Origin of the sequence: Clostridium sp. MF28 (assembly GCF_002969175.1) — a bacterium.
GTDB classification, from domain to species: domain Bacteria; phylum Bacillota; class Clostridia; order Clostridiales; family Clostridiaceae; genus Clostridium; species Clostridium beijerinckii.
Map to the genome: position 1 here is coordinate 5228336 of NZ_CP014331.1, position 17431 is coordinate 5245766.

Annotated in this window: 17 protein-coding genes and 3 pseudogenes; 16 read left to right on the forward strand and 4 right to left on the reverse strand. The window is 29.3% G+C overall.

The genetic code is table 11. From position 1 onward, the window contains the following. The first annotated feature begins 28 nt into the window (after positions 1–28). The 11 genes and pseudogenes from AXY43_RS23025 to AXY43_RS28770 all read left to right on the forward strand — a co-directional run. The gene (locus AXY43_RS23025) at positions 29–1381 is read left to right on the forward strand and encodes a UDP-N-acetylmuramoyl-tripeptide--D-alanyl-D-alanine ligase (protein ID WP_011968907.1); all 1353 of its coding nucleotides are present in this window, start codon (positions 29–31) and stop codon (positions 1379–1381) included. 103 nt (positions 1382–1484) lie between these two features. Then, complete coding sequence (gene mraY / locus AXY43_RS23030; protein ID WP_011968908.1) at positions 1485–2465, forward strand: phospho-N-acetylmuramoyl-pentapeptide-transferase; 981 nt, start codon at positions 1485–1487, stop codon at positions 2463–2465. 29 nt (positions 2466–2494) lie between these two features. Further along, the gene (spoVE, locus tag AXY43_RS23035; protein ID WP_017208869.1) at positions 2495–3631 is read left to right on the forward strand and encodes a stage V sporulation protein E; all 1137 of its coding nucleotides are present in this window, start codon (positions 2495–2497) and stop codon (positions 3629–3631) included. Between the two features lie 190 nt (positions 3632–3821). After that, entirely contained in the window at positions 3822–4583 is a 762-nt protein-coding gene (locus AXY43_RS23040; protein WP_011968910.1) for a cell division protein FtsQ/DivIB, read from the forward strand. Between the two features lie 7 nt (positions 4584–4590). Beyond that, a complete protein-coding gene (locus tag AXY43_RS23045) occupies positions 4591–5319 on the forward strand; it encodes a DUF881 domain-containing protein (RefSeq protein ID WP_011968911.1) in 729 nt (242 codons plus the stop codon). Positions 5320–5331: 12 nt separating this feature from the next. Then, a complete protein-coding gene (locus AXY43_RS23050; protein ID WP_011968912.1) occupies positions 5332–5724 on the forward strand; it encodes a small basic family protein in 393 nt (130 codons plus the stop codon). Positions 5725–5736: 12 nt separating this feature from the next. After that, positions 5737–6470 (forward strand): annotated as a pseudogene (locus AXY43_RS23055) (DUF881 domain-containing protein). A gap of 92 nt (positions 6471–6562) precedes the next feature. After that, positions 6563–7243, forward strand: coding sequence for a YggS family pyridoxal phosphate-dependent enzyme (locus AXY43_RS23060; RefSeq protein ID WP_039770591.1), 681 nt, complete (start codon positions 6563–6565; stop codon positions 7241–7243). Beyond that, positions 7236–7688 (forward strand): cell division protein SepF, encoded by a 453-nt coding sequence (locus tag AXY43_RS23065; protein ID WP_011968915.1) that lies wholly within the window; start codon positions 7236–7238, stop codon positions 7686–7688. Before AXY43_RS23060 ends, AXY43_RS23065 begins: the two co-directional genes overlap by 8 nt. Before the next feature lie 12 nt (positions 7689–7700). Continuing rightward, positions 7701–7955 carry a YggT family protein gene (locus tag AXY43_RS23070; RefSeq protein WP_011968916.1) on the forward strand — a complete coding sequence of 85 codons (255 nt, stop codon included), beginning with the start codon at positions 7701–7703 and terminating at the stop codon, positions 7953–7955. A 255-nt stretch (positions 7956–8210) separates the two neighbouring features. Next, a pseudogene (locus AXY43_RS28770) lies at positions 8211–8618 on the forward strand (YlmH/Sll1252 family protein); the annotation flags it as partial. Here the strand turns inward: AXY43_RS28770 and AXY43_RS28775 are convergent. Beyond that, positions 8610–8837, reverse strand: a pseudogene (locus AXY43_RS28775) (hypothetical protein); the annotation flags it as partial. The pseudogenes AXY43_RS28770 and AXY43_RS28775 sit on opposite strands and share 9 nt — an antisense overlap. Here AXY43_RS28775 and AXY43_RS23080 point away from each other — a divergent pair. After that, positions 8737–9372 (forward strand): DivIVA domain-containing protein, encoded by a 636-nt coding sequence (locus AXY43_RS23080; protein WP_011968918.1) that lies wholly within the window; start codon positions 8737–8739, stop codon positions 9370–9372. The pseudogene AXY43_RS28775 and the gene AXY43_RS23080 overlap by 101 nt on opposite strands. Before the next feature lie 444 nt (positions 9373–9816). On the opposite strand, the gene AXY43_RS23085 is transcribed toward AXY43_RS23080, so the two are convergent. Both AXY43_RS23085 and AXY43_RS23090 read right to left on the reverse strand, forming a co-directional pair. After that, positions 9817–10572, reverse strand: a complete 756-nt coding sequence (locus AXY43_RS23085; protein ID WP_011968919.1) for an OmpA/MotB family protein — start codon at positions 10570–10572, stop codon at positions 9817–9819. Between the two features lie 12 nt (positions 10573–10584). Then, positions 10585–11358 (reverse strand): flagellar motor protein, encoded by a 774-nt coding sequence (locus tag AXY43_RS23090; protein WP_011968920.1) that lies wholly within the window; start codon positions 11356–11358, stop codon positions 10585–10587. A 294-nt stretch (positions 11359–11652) separates the two neighbouring features. Here AXY43_RS23090 and AXY43_RS23095 point away from each other — a divergent pair, with 294 nt between their 5' ends. The 4 genes from AXY43_RS23095 to AXY43_RS23110 all read left to right on the forward strand — a co-directional run bounded on the left by AXY43_RS23095 (position 11653) and on the right by AXY43_RS23110 (position 15516). Next, positions 11653–12570 (forward strand): RluA family pseudouridine synthase, encoded by a 918-nt coding sequence (locus AXY43_RS23095; RefSeq protein ID WP_039770585.1) that lies wholly within the window; start codon positions 11653–11655, stop codon positions 12568–12570. Between the two features lie 18 nt (positions 12571–12588). Continuing rightward, positions 12589–13128, forward strand: coding sequence for a bifunctional pyr operon transcriptional regulator/uracil phosphoribosyltransferase PyrR (pyrR, locus tag AXY43_RS23100; RefSeq protein ID WP_105412216.1), 540 nt, complete (start codon positions 12589–12591; stop codon positions 13126–13128). Between the two features lie 19 nt (positions 13129–13147). Next, the gene (locus tag AXY43_RS23105) at positions 13148–14308 is read left to right on the forward strand and encodes a THUMP domain-containing class I SAM-dependent RNA methyltransferase (protein ID WP_039770581.1); all 1161 of its coding nucleotides are present in this window, start codon (positions 13148–13150) and stop codon (positions 14306–14308) included. Between the two features lie 362 nt (positions 14309–14670). Continuing rightward, complete coding sequence (locus AXY43_RS23110) at positions 14671–15516, forward strand: MurR/RpiR family transcriptional regulator (protein ID WP_017208879.1); 846 nt, start codon at positions 14671–14673, stop codon at positions 15514–15516. 71 nt (positions 15517–15587) lie between these two features. On the opposite strand, the gene AXY43_RS23115 is transcribed toward AXY43_RS23110, so the two are convergent. Next, on the reverse strand, positions 15588–17321 hold the full coding sequence (locus AXY43_RS23115) for an Rqc2 family fibronectin-binding protein (protein WP_105412217.1): 1734 nt from the start codon (positions 17319–17321) through the stop codon (positions 15588–15590). Positions 17322–17431: the final 110 nt, after the last annotated feature.

Consider the following 17431-nt stretch of genomic DNA (forward strand, 5'->3'; position numbering starts at 1 on the left):
TTAACAGGAAAATAAGGGGTGGATGAACTTGGATTTAAATTTAGCGGAAATAATTAAGGCAGTGGATGGAGAAATAATAGTTAAAAATAACGAAGGTATTTTTAATAAGATTTCAACTGATACTAGAAAAATTCAGGAAAATAATTTATTCATTGCATTAAAAGGAGAGAATTTTAATGGCAATGATTATACAATACAAGCTATCGAAAAAGGGGCATCTATAATAATAATTGATGATGTGAAGTTTAAAATTGAAGAGTTAAAAAATAGGGGAACTATTATTAAAGTAAAAGATACTAAAGAAGCTTTAGGAGATTTGGCTAGGTTTTACAGAAAGAAAATTGGAGTAAAGGTAGTTGGGATAACAGGATCTACTGGTAAGACTTCAACAAAAGATTTAGTAGCTGCATTTCTAAGTGGAAAATACAAAGTTTTTAAAACTCAAGGAAATTTCAATAACGAAATTGGATTACCACTTATGATATTTGAACTTTCTAAAGATTATGATATAGCTGTCCTTGAAATGGGAATGAGTAATTTTGGAGAGATAAACAAGTTGGCGAGTATTGCACTTCCGGATGTTGGTGCAATAACTAATATTGGAGTGGCTCATATAGAATATTTGAAGACTAGAGAAAATATACTTAAAGAGAAGATGTCTATAACAGATTTCTTTGAAAACAAAAACTCATTAATAGTGAACTGTGAAAATGATATGCTAAAAACAATAGTTGAGTGTGATAAGTTTAATTTAGAGAGAGTAGGTTATGATTCTACTTATAATCTTTACTCTAAGAATATAAAATTAACATCTGAAAATACTTCGTTTGATGTAGTTACTGATGATAATGAAAATTATAGATTTACTCTAAATATGGTCGGAGAACATAATGTTTTAAACGCACTTATAGGAATACAAATAGCAAGAAATTTTGGGTTGACTTTTGAAGAGATGGAAAAGGGGTTAGGGAATTTTAATGCTACTTCTATGAGACTTGAAGTTATAAATAAAGATAAGTTTACTATTATAAATGATTCTTATAATGCTAATCCAGATTCAATGAAAGCTGCACTTGAAGTGCTAAAAAATTATTCTGGATCAAGGAAAATCGCAGTACTTGGAACTATGGGTGAACTTGGAGATTATGCGGAAGAAGCACATATCCAAGTTGGTGAATTTGCGAAAGATAAGGCAGATATTTTATTGACTACTGGTGAATTTAAAGAGTATTATAAGAAAGGCTTTGGAGAGCGTACAATGGTGTTTGAGAGTAAACAAGAATTAATGCAGAGGTTAACTGATATGATTAAAGTAAATGATACTATTTTAATTAAAGCATCTAGAAGTGCAAAATTTGAGGAAATAACCAAATATCTATAGAATTTAAAATAACACGAAGGAGGTGACTTGCCTTAATTAGGATCTTCAAGAAAATAATTACTTAGCATGATTATTTTCTTTCGGATATCTTAGGCAACACTGGATGGGGGAAGCAATAAACTTATTAATTAACTCAAAAATTTTAGCACCATTAATTATGGGGTTCTTATTTTCAATAGTACTTGGACCAATATTTATACCGATATTACACAAGTTGAAATTTGGTCAAAATATAAGAAAAGAAGGACCTAAAAGTCATCAGAAAAAATCTGGAACACCAACAATGGGAGGGCTTATATTTTTTATAGCTACAGCTACAGCTATATTAATTATGGGGCAAAAACCTATGAGTAGAGAAATGATATTACTTTATTCATTTTTAGCTTTTGGATTTATTGGATTTTTAGATGATATTTTAAAAATAATTCATAAAGATAATCTAGGATTAAGAGCAGCGCAAAAGATGATTTTGCTAGTCTTATTTTCAGTAGCTTTAGCATGGTATGGATATACAAATGTGGGTACAGATATTTTGATTCCATTTATAAATCAAAATTTTAGATTGAATTTAGGAATACTATACATACCATTTATAGTAGTATATTATGCAGCAGTAACTAATGCTGTAAACTTAACTGACGGAATAGATGGACTTGCAACTTCAGTTACGGTTATAGTGTTAACTTTCTTTGCTATCATTGGTTTTAGAACACAGAATGTTGAAGTAGCAGTTTTTGCAATAGCATTAGCTGGAGCATTACTTGGATTTTTAAAATTTAATGCTTTCCCTGCAAAGATATTTATGGGTGATACAGGTTCGCTAGCTCTAGGGGGAGTTATTGGAACAATAGCATTAATGTTAAAAATGGAGTTGTTTGTGATTATAGTTGGAGGAATATATTTAATCGAAACATTGTCTGTTATAATTCAAGTTACATCATTTAAATTAACAGGTAAAAGAGTATTTAGAATGTCTCCGATCCATCATCACTTTGAGCAAGTTGGGTGGAGTGAAGTAAAAATAGTAACAATTTTTTCAAGCATTACAGCAATTTTATGTATAATTGGCTTTGTAGCACTTTAAGTTAAGTAGTAGATTTGGAGGATTTATGTATGAAGGTCATTGGGTCCAAAAGAAAATCAAAAATGGGTGAAATAGATTATGGAATATTTTATACAGTAGCATTACTTTTAACAATTGGTGTGGTTATGGTATATTCTGCAAGTTCTTATTATGCTATGTTTATGTATAAAGATAGCATGTTTTTTCTGAAAAAAGAATTAATGGCAGGGGTTGTTGGAGTTATAGCGATGGCAGTAGCGATGAGTGTTGATTATCATAAGATAAAGAAATATACGGCTATAATAATGATAGCGACTATACCTATACTATTAGCAGTATTTCTTTTTCCAGGAACTAATGGAGCGCAAAGATGGATTAATTTAGGTCCGTTAAGCTTTCAACCATCTGAGCTTGCAAAATATGTTGTGGTGCTCTTTTTAGCAAGAAGTCTTGAAGTGAAAGGTGAAGGCGTAAAAGATTTTAAAACTGGAATAGTTCCTTATTTAGCTACATCAGGATTTTATGCAGCTATTGTATTAGCTGAAAAAAATTTAAGTATAGCTTCTGTTATAATGATAGTTACATTTCTTGTTTTATTTGCAGCAGGTGGAAGAATAAAGCATTTATTTGGAATTGTTGCGCCAGCATTAGTTGCAGCAGCAGTTGCATTTACAGTATTAGAACCGTATAGAATGAAAAGGTTAATGAGTTTTACAAATCCATGGAAAGATCCAATAGGAGATGGATATCAACTTATACAATCATTTTATGCATTAGGTGCTGGAGGGGTTACAGGGCTTGGTCTTGGCCAATCAAGGCAAAAAACTTTGTATATGCCAGAGCCACATAATGATTTTATTTTCTCCATTATCGGCGAGGAATTGGGGCTTATTGGATGTATATGTATAATATTACTTTTTGTAATATTTGTTTGGAGAGGAATAAGTGTAGCGATGAAAGCTAGAGACACATATGGTACTCTTCTTGCAATAGGCATAACTGGAGTTGTAGCAGTTCAATCTTTAATAAATATTGCAGTTGTTACAGGATCGATGCCAGTTACAGGGGTTCCGCTACCGTTTATTAGTTATGGGGGAACTTCATTAGTAATAAATATGACGGCAATAGGAATACTTTTAAACATATCAAGGCAAACTGAAGGAAAAGATGAATTTAAGGAAATATAAGAAAATACAGGGCAAAGAATTAGAATACAAGTCTTTGCCCTGTATTTTTTAGGTAATTATTTAAAGTAGTTTTAAATTTTAGATGAAAATATATCGTTAAAGTGGTATTATTATATATGAAATTTATACTAAAGATTATAAAATAATAAGTGTTAGAATATATAAGGCATAGATAAGAATAGGGATGGGTATGGTAAAAACGAATAATAATAAATTGATCTTGAGGTCGCAAAGAAGAAGACTAATAAGGAAAATAATTATGACTATTATAGTCCTATTTATAGTGGGAACAATTTTTGCAATAAAATCGAATTTTTTCATTATTAAAAAGGTTTCTATTTTAGGTAATCCAGTAATGAGTGGAGAAGATGTTAAGAATGGTACAGAGAATCTAATAGGACAGAATATTCTATTTATAAATAAACAAAATATAATAAGCAATGCTAAAAAGAATCCATACGTAGAAAATGTTGAAATAAGCAAGTCGTATCCTAAACAAGTCAATATAAAGATCTCAGAAAAAGAGGGGATTTATTATGTTGAAAAAGATGGATATAAATATGTTTTGGATAATGATGGAAATTTACTTGAAAAAACAGACAGCGTTGAAAACAGAAGTTTAGTTAATGTTAAAGGAATAGATTTAAAAGATGTAGCGCTAGGACAAAAGATGATAGATGACAGTAGAGTATTAGATTTTTTAGATATTTTTTATCAAATTATAAAGATCAATCCGACAAATTATAAAATTGATTATGTTGATATAAGTGATTTTACTAACATAAAAGTATATGTTGGTGAAGTAGAAGGAAGACTTGGTAATGACGAAAATATACCAGATAAAATGAATAAATTATTACATATAATTCAAAATCCTGATATAGGGATTGTTAAGGGATATGTAGATGTAGGATTTAATGGTGCGCCTGTATATTATAAGGAAGAAAGGTAGGTAATTAATGAAGATATCTAGATCACAATTATTTATAGCAATTGTTTGTGGACTTTTAGGCTTTTTATTGGCATATCAATTTAAGGTATTATCAAATAAGAATATAGAGTCAAAAATTAGTAATTATGATAAAAACGATATTATTTCAGAAGTTGAATCTCTAAAAAAAGAAAAAGAAGAATTAGCGTCAACAAATTCAAAATTATCTGATCAGTTAAAACAAATGGAAGAAACAGCAGCCAAAAATGGTGACATGGGGCAAGATATAAAAAATCAACTTGATGAGGCTAGAATGCATTTAGGGATAGTTGATGTTAAAGGGCAGGGTATTGTTCTTACAATAACACCTAAAACATCTATTTTCGGTTCTACGACAAATGATAGTAGCAGAGATCTAGGAGAAGATGAATTGGTTCATATAGTTAACTTACTTTGGTATTCAGGAGCTGAGGCAATATCTATAAATGATATTAGAATAACACCACAAACGGGAATAAAAACTGCTGGAAATGGAATAGCCATAGGTTCGACTGGGAAAGTTTATCCTAGAGATAAAATTATAATTAAGGCAATTGGAGACAAGGGCAGACTTAACGTTGGAATTTCTTTCCCAGGTTCATTAGAATATCTTGCTCTTCCTAACTACAATAATGAAGTTAAATCAGAAGATGATATATTTATAGGAAAATCAAAACAGTCATTGAAGAGTGACTTTATTAAATCAGTTAAAGAATAGGAGAGAGTTAATTTGATAGCAATTATAGGACTACTAATCGGAATAATACTTGGATTTGTATTAGATGTTAATATATCTGATAAATTGTCACCATACATGTCTGTTGCAATACTAGCATGTTTGGATTCAGTTTTTGGAGCAGTCAGAGGAAATCTCTCTAAAAACTTTCAAGCAGATATATTCATATCTGGATTTTTTGGAAATGCATTACTTGCAGCAGGACTTGCTTATTTAGGTGATAAGCTTGGAATACCTATATATATGGCGGCGGTAATAGTTTTCGGAGGAAGAATATTTGATAACTTCGCAATAATACGCAGACTATTATTAGAAGAATTTAAAATAAGAAGAAGAAATAGGTCTAGAAATAATTCTATAGATAAAGAAAATCATGATGATAAATAGAGAGGTGATGTGATGAAAAATAATAAAGGTTTTTTCTTTGTTTTCATTGCAACCATAATATTAGGGGTTTAATATCAATGAATTTTAATTTTAAAGGTATTCAGTCCTATAGTCAATTAAATGCAACAGAGTACCAAAATGCTGTTGAAGAAAGGGCAGCATTATATAGAGACATTGGAAATCTTCAAGAAGATAATAATGAGAAAAAAGATAAGATTAGGAATTATGCTCAGAATGATAAAAAAAATGATAAGATCCTTGATGATATGAAAACTCAAATTAGTGATTATAAATCATTTATTGGGTCAAATAACGTAGAGGGACCAGGAATTATACTTAAGATAAATGATGGAACTACAAATGCTCTTGAAGAAAATACAGATGAAATAAATAATAAGCTTTTACATGATAATGATATGGCGCTTGTTTTAAATGAACTTAGAGTGGCTGGAGCTGAGGCGATTAGTGTTAATAACCATAGAATACTTCCATGGTCTGGAGTAATTTGTAATTGGGCATTTTTAGGGTTTGATGATGGTGGAATGGAGTATGCTCCTTTTAATATATATGCCATAGGAGATCCAGAAAAATTGAAGGCGGCTTTACTTGAAGATGGAAGCCATGTTAAACAATTAATGCTTAGAAAGCTTTATGTTGATATTAAAGTTGTAGATAAAATAATCATGCCGCCAACGACAGCAAATTCAAATGTAAAATATATGAGTAGAGATGAAAGTAAAAAATGAAATTAATTGATATTTAGGAAGGAAATTTTAAGTTTATATAGAATATTATACAAAGTGATAAAGAAAGGAATAATTTAGTAAGGTGTTATAGTATGGGAATTAAGCAAAATATTGAAGAACTAAGATCCAAAATTCCAGAACAAGTAACGCTCTTAGCTGTTTCAAAAACGAAGCCATTAGAGGCTCTAGAAGATGCGTATATGGCAGGAATGAGAGATTTTGGGGAAAATAAAGTTCAAGAATTAGTAAAAAAATCCGAAAATTTTCATGAGGATGTACGATGGCATTTTATAGGACAGCTTCAAAGTAATAAAGTTAAGTATTTAGTAGATAAGGTACATTTGATACATTCTTTATCTAGTATTAGTTTGCTAAATGAAATTGAAAAGCAGTTTAGTAAAGTTAACAAGGTTGCTAATACTTTAATCCAAATTAATATTGGAAGAGAGGAAAGCAAAAGTGGAATTTTGGAAGAAGATTTATATGAATTCATAGAAGCAATTGAAAAATGCAAATTTGTTTCTGTAAAAGGTATAATGGTTATTATTCCAATAGGGGATGAAGAAAGCAATAGAAAATATTTTAAGAAAACAAAAAAAATATTTGATGAGCTTAAGGAAAAAAATTATAATAATATTAGTATGAAAATATTATCAATGGGGATGACTCATGATTTTATGACAGCTATAGAAGAAGGTTCTAACTTAGTAAGAATAGGAACAGGAATATTTGGAGAAAGAAATTATAATTTAGGAGGCGAAAATAATGGGTAATGTTATATCAAAAGTTAAATCTTTATTAGGGTTTGAGGACTACGAGGAGTATGACGAGTACGAAGAAGAACAATACGAAGAACAGGTGAAGGATGAAGACGAAATAGAACCTGTTATTACCAATAAGAAGAATAGTAAGGTTGTAAATATCCATACATCTTCGACTACAAAGGTAACAATAACTAAGCCAATCGATTATGAAGAGGCTACTGAAATTTGTGAAGCACTTAAGAATAGAAGAATAGTATTAGTAAACACAACGGTTTTGGAACTAAAGATTGCACAAAGATTATTAGATTTCATCAGTGGTTCATGTTATGCTTTAGGCGGAGAATTACAACAAATTGAAAAGGGAGTATATATTCTTTCACCATCAAATGTAGAAGTAACAAATGAATTAAAAAATGAACTAAGTTCAAAAGCTCTATTTAATTGGTCAAAATAGGAGGTATAAATTATGATATATAGTGTTTACATAGTTATTGATATGTTTCTAAACATATTAGAGCTAGCTATATTCATAGAATGTATAGTTTCGTGGATACCACAAATTCAGGGGAATAAATTTATTGATTTACTACACAGTTTTGTTAGTCCCGTTTTAGAACCAATTAGAAAGTTACAATATAGATTAAGTCCTGGATTACCATTGGATTTTTCACCTATATTTGCATTGATTATTATAAATTTTTTACAAAGGATTATACCATAAATTATGAAAGAAAGAATAGCAAAGTATTTTGCAGATGATGATAGAAATGATGCATTGAATTTATATGAAAAATATTTACTAGCTAGAGATAAAAACATAACTGTATTTGGAAAAAGTTTTTATACACCAAATATATGGATGTGGTTTGAGAAAAACCTCTCTAGCAATGATTTAAAAATTGAAAGTAATGGACTTTTAGATGATTCTGAAAGAAGAATGGTTTCTTTTAATAACATATATAAAAGTCCATTTCCTATGAAATTGATTAAAATTGAAAGTACCTCGAAATTTTCTAATCTTACTCATAGAGATTTTTTGGGCGGAATTCTATCTCTAGGAATAGAAAGAAATAAGATAGGTGATTTATTAGTAGATAATAATACATGTTATGTGCCAGTTCACGAAGAAGTAGAAGATTTCATTATATATAATTTAAACAGAATTTCTAAGGTTATTTGTAATGTAAAAGTGGTGGATGATTTTGGATTTTTACCAAAGGTTAATTTTGAAGAAGAAGTAGTTTTAGTTTCTTCTTTGAGAATTGATGGAATTGTCTCTAAGATTATAAATATATCTAGATCTAAAGCTCAAGCAATGATCGAGCAGGGTCGAGTGCTTATAGATTACGTTAAGATAAAAGATAAAAGTTATGAACTAAAAGGACAAGAAAGAATTACTATAAGAGGTTTTGGAAAATTTATAGTTGGTAATTCTGTTGGAAATAGCAAAAGTGGAAGGATAAAAATTATTATCAAAAAATATACATAATAGAGGTGAAAGTATGAAGTTGACACCAATGGATATAAACAACAAGGAATTTAAAAAGGGATTAAGAGGATATAATTCTGATGAAGTTGATGAATTTTTGGATGAAGTAGTAGATAACTATGAAGAGCTTTATAAAGAAAATGCAAATCTAAAAGAGAAGCTTGCTAATTTGAATGAAAAGGTAGAGCATTACTCTAAAATCGAAAGTACTATACAAAATACATTGATATTAGCTCAAAATGCTGCAGAGCAAGCAAAAAATTCGGCTAAAAAAGAAGCCGAATTTATGATGAAAAATGCTAACGAAACTGCTCAGAAGGTTATGGATAAGGCACATAATGATGTTATTCAAATAAATGATGAATATGAAAGAGTTAAACAAGAATTTATTAAATTTAGAGCAAAATATAGAAACTTCATGAATGCACAGTTAGAAACATTTGATGATTTAGAGAAGGATTTTATAAAAAATTATAATGTATCTGATCCTATAGAAGATGATGAAGTAACTAATATAGAAAAAATAGTTGAAAAAGAAGTTGCAAGCACTACGAGTGGATTAAGTGAAAATATAGAGGCTGAAGAAAATGATCCTTCATTGAATGATGAATTAAATGAGATTAAAAGTTTTTTTGTTCAAGGTGAATAAATTTACTATCCAACAGAAATAATGAATAAAAATTATGCATATTTTATTTACATAACGTAATAAAATGAAGATTATGTATTTTTTGAATAATATAAAAGCTATCCTGAAGCGATTAAGGATAGCTTTTATATATTTGCTTAATTACAGATAACCAAACTAAGACCTGAACTTATGCATATAACTCGCCGAAATGAGTAAAATACGTTTGTTCCAGTTTCTGGGGAATTCTAAGGCTATAAAGTTGCACCCAAAGTGCTAGCCTCAAAGAACAGGCTTTTAACTAGCACATTTGGAACAACTTATAGCCAAAGAATCACATCCATCAAAATTACTAATGAAACATTCCATATTATTACCCTTGTGGTTACAAAAGTATTTTACTCATTTCTGGTTGGAATATATTTCATAGTCTAAGTAGAGTTTGTGATTGTGTTATCTATAATATTATTCTTTTGGGATTTCAGAATTATTAAATTTAGTATTTAGTATTACTATATCAACTCTTCTGTTTGCAGCTCTGCCATCTTCGGTATTGTTATCTTTAACAGGTCTATACTCTCCATAGCCTACTGAAGATAACCTCTCGGGTTTAACGTTTCCCTTTGAAATTAGAAACTCTACTACATTTGCGGCTCTTACAGCTGAAAGCTGCCAGTTAGAATGAAAATAATCATTATTAATAGCAACATTATCAGTATGTCCTTCAACATGTATATAGTTATCAATATCGTTTAAAATCTTTGAAATAGATATTAGTTTACCTTGCCAATCAGGTTTGATAGTAGATTGTCCACTATTAAAGAATACGCTATCATTGAAGCTTATTATGAGTCCTCTTTCTTGAATGGATGTAGTAACACTTCCTTTTAGCTCGGAATCATTGACAAGATCATCTACTTTCTTTTTTACATCGGATAGTTTTTCTTCTTCTGCTATAGAGTCTGAATTGTTCTGAGTATTTTGTTGATCAATTACAGTAGGAGGAGAATTTGAGCTATCAGATACTGCTATTACGTTTTCTCCATTACCACTATTAAATCCAATTTTCAATGAATTTGCTAGAGTTTGAGATTTTTTAGTATCCACATTAGAAATAGCATACATCATTAAAAAGAAAATCATCATTAATGTTATAAAATCAAGGTAAGATAACATCCATCTCTCAGTATCATCTTTTTCTTTTTTTGTATTCTTTTTCATAATTGTACCTCTTTAAATTCCTTCTAAATCTTTAGCTTCATCTTCGGTTAGATAACTAACAAGCTTACTCACTAAGGTATTTGGATTAACTCCTTCTTGAATGAGTAATACTGCTTCAATGATCATTTCTTTTTCAGCAATCTCTTCTTTATTTATTTCTCTTAATTTACTTGCTATAGGAAGCCAAAAAAGATTTGCTGTAGCAAGACCATATAGAGTAGCTACAAATGCAACAGCAATTTTTTCACCCATTGCAGCTACATCACTTAAAGCGCTCAATATTATAACTAAACTCGTTATGGTTCCTACTATTCCCATAGTAGGAGCATAGCCACCTGCAGAGGTGAACATTTCAATACAATTTTCATGTCTTGTAGAAAGCTGTTCGAGCTTGGTATTTAAGATGCTTTTCACAGAGGATGGATCTATACCATCCACAACCATTTGTAGCCCTTTTTTTACAAATGGATCTAAGGCATCATCTGTTAGCTCAGATTCTAAACTCAAAAGCCCATCTCTTCTTGTTTTAAGTGATACTCCTTTGAAATAGTCTATATACCCCTTAAGATCAATCTCTTTCTTTTTGAAAGCTATTGATAATACTTTCGGGAATTTCTTCAATGTTGAGGAAGGAAATGAAATTCCTACGGCACCTAGTGTTCCACCAATAACTATCATTGCAGCAGTTGGCTGCAGTAAAGCTATGGGTTTTCCCCCTTCAATAATAAAGCCTACTATAATACAAATAAATGCAAATAGTACACTTAAAATTGTCATAATATCCATAAAATTATCCCCCTTGAATATATGAAATTTTAGCTCATATGTAGCATTTTTCATACTGGTTAATATATATTTATGTAAATTTGATACAGTATATGAATTTATATACTTATATAAAAATAATAGCATATTATAAAAAATATGTAAAATAATTATATATTTAGGGGAGAAGTTCATGTATGACCGTTAATTCATACAAATTAATCTAATAAATTTAAGGTGTTAAGTAATTGTAAAGTCTAAGTTATTATATTATAATGTTGAAAGAATATGCTAAATAGGAAGGGATATTGATTTATGGAGAAAAATGTTTTTATAGTTGATGAAAAAGATAGAGGAGAGCGAATCGATAAGTATTTAGCTGAAATTTTTGTTGATAAATCAAGATCTTTTATCCAAGGACTTATTGAAAAGGATGGTATTAAGGTTAATAATAAAACTCCTAAGAGTAATTATAAGCTAAGAGCTCTTGATGAAATAGAAGTAACATTTAGCGAACCTGAAGTATTAAAAGTAGAGGCTGAAGAAATACCTATTAATATACTTTATGAAGATAAAGATGTAGTTGTTGTTAATAAATCTCAGGGGATGGTTGTGCATCCTGCGCCTGGAAACTATAATGGAACGTTAGTTAATGCTCTGCTTTATCATTGTAAAGATTTATCGAGCATAAATGGAATTATAAGACCAGGAATAGTTCACAGAATTGATAAAGATACATCCGGAGTTCTGGTTGTAGCAAAAAATGATGAAGCTCATAATAAGCTTTCAGATCAATTAAAAGATCACTCAATGAAGAGAGAATATTATGCTTTGGTTGAAGGAAGACTAAAGAATGATAAAGGTATAATTGATAAACCTTTGGCTAGAAATAAGAGAGATAGATTAAAGATAGGAATTGTAGAGGGAGGCAAAAGAGCTGTAACACATTATGAAGTTTTAGAAAGATTCAATGGCTACACATTGATAAAATGTATATTAGAAACTGGAAGAACACATCAGATAAGAGTTCATATGGCATCTATCGGATTTCCGCTAGTTGGTGATCCTCTTTATGGATTTAAGAAACAAAGATTCAAATTGAAAGGTCAAGTGTTACATGCGAAGACATTAGGTTTTGTTCATCCAAGCAAAAATGAGTATATGGAATTCACAACAGAATTGCCAGAATACTTTCAAGAAATAATAGAAAAATTAAGAAATGAAGTAAGATAAAAATATTGGAGGAATAACATGAAATTAAAATCAGTTTTATTAGATGAAAAAGCTGTTAATAGAACACTAATAAGAATTTCTCATGAAATAATTGAAAGAAATAAAGGAATAGATGAACTAGTTTTACTTGGAATTAAGACTAGAGGGTATCCGCTTGCAAAAAGAATTGCTAGGTATATAAAGGGAATAGAAGGGGTAGATGTTCCAGTTGGATCTGTAGATATAACATTGTACAGAGATGATTTAACTAAGATAAGTGAAGATTTAGAGATTAAGAATTTAGATTTAGGTCTTGAAATAAAAGATAAAAAGATAATTATAATTGATGATGTTTTATATACATGTAGGACAGCAAGAGCAGCTATAGATGCAATTATGGATGTAAATAGACCTAGAGGTATTCAATTAGCAGTTCTTATAGACAGAGGGCATAAAGAACTACCAATTAGAGCAGATTATGTGGGTAAAAATATTCCAACTTCTAAAAATGAGGTTATAGCAGTATCTCTAAAAGAAATTGATGGAGAAGATTCAGGAAAATATTTGATAAATAGATAAAAAGGGAGAATGCAAAAATATGTATGAGTTAATTGCAACAAGTACTTTCGGAATAGAAAGCATAACTGCAAAAGAATTAAGAGCACTTGGTTATGAAGATTTGAAAATTGAAAACGGAAGAGTAACTTTTGAGGGAGACGAAATGGATATAGCAATTTGCAATATTCACTTAAGAACTGCGGATAGAGTACTTATAAAAATGGCAGAATTTGAAGCTAAATCTTTCGAAGAACTTTTTCAAGGGACCAAAAAAGTAGAATGGAGTAAGATAATTCCTGAAGATGGAGTTATGCATGTTGTTGGCAAAAGTATTAAATCAACGCTTCATAGCGTTCCTGACTGCCAATCTATAGTTAAAAAAGCTGTTGTTAAAAGTATGAGTGAAAGCTATGGAATAGAGACATTCAGCGAAAGTGGACCAGTTTATAAAATAGAAGTAGCTATCTTAAAAGATAGAGTTACGCTTACTATAGATACAACAGGACCAGGATTACATAAAAGGGGTTATAGAGAACTTGCTGGAGCAGCACCATTAAAAGAAACTTTAGCAGCTTCAATGCTTCTAATCTCAAGATGGAAGGACGAGTTTGAATTAATAGATCCATTTTGTGGATCGGGGACAATCTTAATTGAAGCGGCTATGATAGCTCAAAATATTGCACCAGGAGTAAACAGAAGTTTTGTATGTGAAACATGGCCTTCAATTACTAAAGATATATTTGATTCAGTAAGAGAAGGTGCAAAGAAATCTGAAAAGAATAAGGATATAAAACTAATAGGATACGATATAGACTATAGAGTTCTTAAAGTTGCTATGGAAAATGCAAAAAAAGCAGGAGTTGATAAATATATACAATTTCAAAAAAGAGATTTTATGGAATTTTCAACTTCAAGAAAGTATGGATTTGTAGTTTCAAATCCACCATATGGAGAAAGAATCGGTGAGAAGGAAATATTACCTATACTATATAAACATATGGGAAATGCAAAGAAAAAGCTGGAAGATTGGGATTTTAACATATTAACATCCTTTGAGCCATTTGAAAAAACATTTGGATTAAAATCAACAAAGAATAGAAAATTATACAATGGAAAAATAAAATGTTATTATTATCAATATTTTGACAATAATAAAATTAAAAATGCTGGTGATATATTAATAAATGAATTAATAAAGTAAAGTTTAAGGCATCAGAAAGCTTTGAAAACATATTTACAAAGTTTTCTTAAAGTGATAAAATAAATTTAAATAAAATTTGATAGCAAAGACGCTAACAATCAGTTGGAATTGTTAGCGTCTTTTTTTGTTAAAGAGTTTCTGCATATGATAATTGAAATAAAAACATATAAGATATACAGTTTCAATAACAAATTTAAATTCGAAAATTTAATAATCCAAATCTTTAGTTATAAGTAAAATGTAGGGAATCAATTGTAATATGCATATTAGAAATTAATAATTTGAGAAATGAGATTGTAAAGAACTTGAAACTAGTAGTCAGATAGATACTCTTAAATTGCCAAAAGAAAGGAGTTTAAACTATGTCAGAGGTATATCAAAAAATGGCAGAAAAAATACCGAATATGAGCAAAGCACAAGAAAAAATAGCAAAATATATATTAGCGCACCCAAATAGTACGCCTTTTCTAACTGTTGAAAAGTTAGCTAAATTATCAGGAGTAAGCATAGCAACTGTCACGAGGTTTGTGATTTTTTTGGGATACAAAGGTTATCCTGAATTTTTAAAACATACTCAAGAATCCATGCAACAGCAAGTATCTAAAGCCAAGCGTATAAGGATTGATTCTGATTCAAGTGATAGTGAAGAAAGAGATATTTATAACATATTTGAAGATGACGTAAATAATATTAAACTGACAATGGAGGACTTAAATATATATGAATTAAGAAAGTCTGTTAATCTGCTATTAAATGCAAAAAGAATATATATAGTAGCAAGAAGAAGTTCTGCTGTACTCGGAATGTTTTTAAAATATTATCTTGATTTAATGTTTAACAACGTAAATTTAATTGAGCATATAGAGCAAATTCCAAAGCAGATTAGTGGAGTTAATAATGAAGATGTAATTATAGGGATTACCTTTGAGAAATATGCAAGAAGTACAGTAGAAATTTTTACACATCTAAAAAGAAAAGGAGCTACAACAATATCAATAACTGACAGTATGTTGTCTCCGCTTGTTCCATATTCTGATATAACTCTAACAGCTATAAGCAAGGGAACAAGGTTTATAGAATCTTTTGCTGCACCATTGAGCCTGATTAATGCTTTGATTGCATCTATTGAAAAAGAAAAGAAAGACTTTTTTAATAGTAATGTAGAATTGCTAGAGGAAGCGTGTAGAAAGTTTGATTTGTTTATTTAAATCTAAAAATATTATATGTTTACTAAAAAGAGATATATCCTAGGATTAAGATATATCTCTTTTTCAGTAGATTATGAATTAAATATGTTATTAAAGTCAGCAGGGTTTACAATTAGAGTTTTATTAGTATGGTAAATTACCATTCCAGGTTTTGCCCCATTAGGCTTTTTTAATTCTTTAACTTTTGTGTAATCAATAGGTAATTTTAATGAATTTTTTCCTTTACTATAGTAACCTGCGACTATAGCTGCTTCCTCAAGAGTTTTGTCTGGTACATCAAAAGAGCAAACTATAACATGAGATCCAGGAATATCTTTTGCATGGAGCCACAGATAGTTTTTATTTGCAAATTTTAAACTTAGATAATCATTTTGCAGATTGTTCTTACCAACATAAATATCAATTCCATCGCTTGAAACAAAGTGATTAGGCTTAGAAGTCTTTACCTTTTTTGAATTCTTGTTGTTTTTTCTAAATCTTATATATCCAGTTTCAATAAGTTCGTTTTTTATTTCATCAATTTCATTATAGCTTTCAGCATTTAGAATATTAGTAAGTACAGAATTTAAATATTTCATTTCTTCATCATTTTTCTTGAGTTGAACTTTAGCGTATTCCTCAGATGTCTTTAACTTATTATATTTTTTATAATAATACTGAATATTTTCAGCAGGTGTTTTGGTTTTGTTTAAAGAGATAGTAATATATTCTTCTTGATTTTCGTTATAAAAATTTAGTAGAGTACATTCGCTATCACCTTTTTTTATACTATAAATATATGAAGTTAAAAGATCACCTTTTATTCTAAATGATTCTTTTTCATCGCACTCACTAAGAGTTTCATTAAGTATTTTTAATTTCTTATTACATCTATCAATATTTGTATGAATAAGCTTTTGTAAATCAGTAGATTTATTTTGTAATCTATCTTGTTTATCTTTCTTCTCATAAAAGGCATCCATTAATACATTAGGATCATCATATGAAATTGATAAATAATCTTCATTTAGTGAATTTAATTTTAGAGAATAAAAATCTTTTACAATTCCTAATTTATTTGTATACATATTGTAAGAGATATTTTGATTTAAATCATAAATGAATTTATTAAAATTTTCATAAATTTCACTTATTGTAGGTGAATTATTATGATTTGTAATGTTATAATATAAATCATTAGACAATAGATTACTTATTCCTGTGAAACAATTAAAATAAAATTTATTATCAAAAACAATAGAATTTTTGTTTGTAAAAGAGGATAGTTCTTCTAAAGTAATAGAAAAAGGATTTAACTTAGTAGAAGATGGGGGATAAATAAAATTAACACCAGGATATAATACTCTATAACTATTTATATCAGTAGTTATATGTTTTATTGATTCCATAACTTTATTATCTCTATTTCTAACAAGTGTGATATTAGAGTGTCGTCCCATAATTTCAACTATAAGAGAATATAAACTATCAAATCCTAGTTCGTCTCTATTTTCAATTTCTATTATTAAGATTCTATCGTTATCTTTTTGAGTAACATTTGTAATTCTACCACCTAGTATATATTTTCTAAGAACCATTAAGTACATAGGAGCTTTAATAGGATTCTCTTTCGTGCTATTTGTTAAATGTATTCTGGCAAACCTAGGGGATGCTGAAATTAAAAGTTTGATATTCTGACGATCTTTTCTTAGAGTCAGAATAATTTCATCTTTTTCAGGTTGATTTATCTTATCTATTTTGGAATTTAATATTGATTTTTCTAAATTATTTACTAAACTATATAGGTAGATACCATCTAATGCCATTTTATGTCATCCTTTCTTAGTGTAACTATAAATAGTATAACATTATAGGCATATAATTATCAATTAATAGCAAAAATGAGAAGAAGGGTGAATCAAATTCATGCATAGAT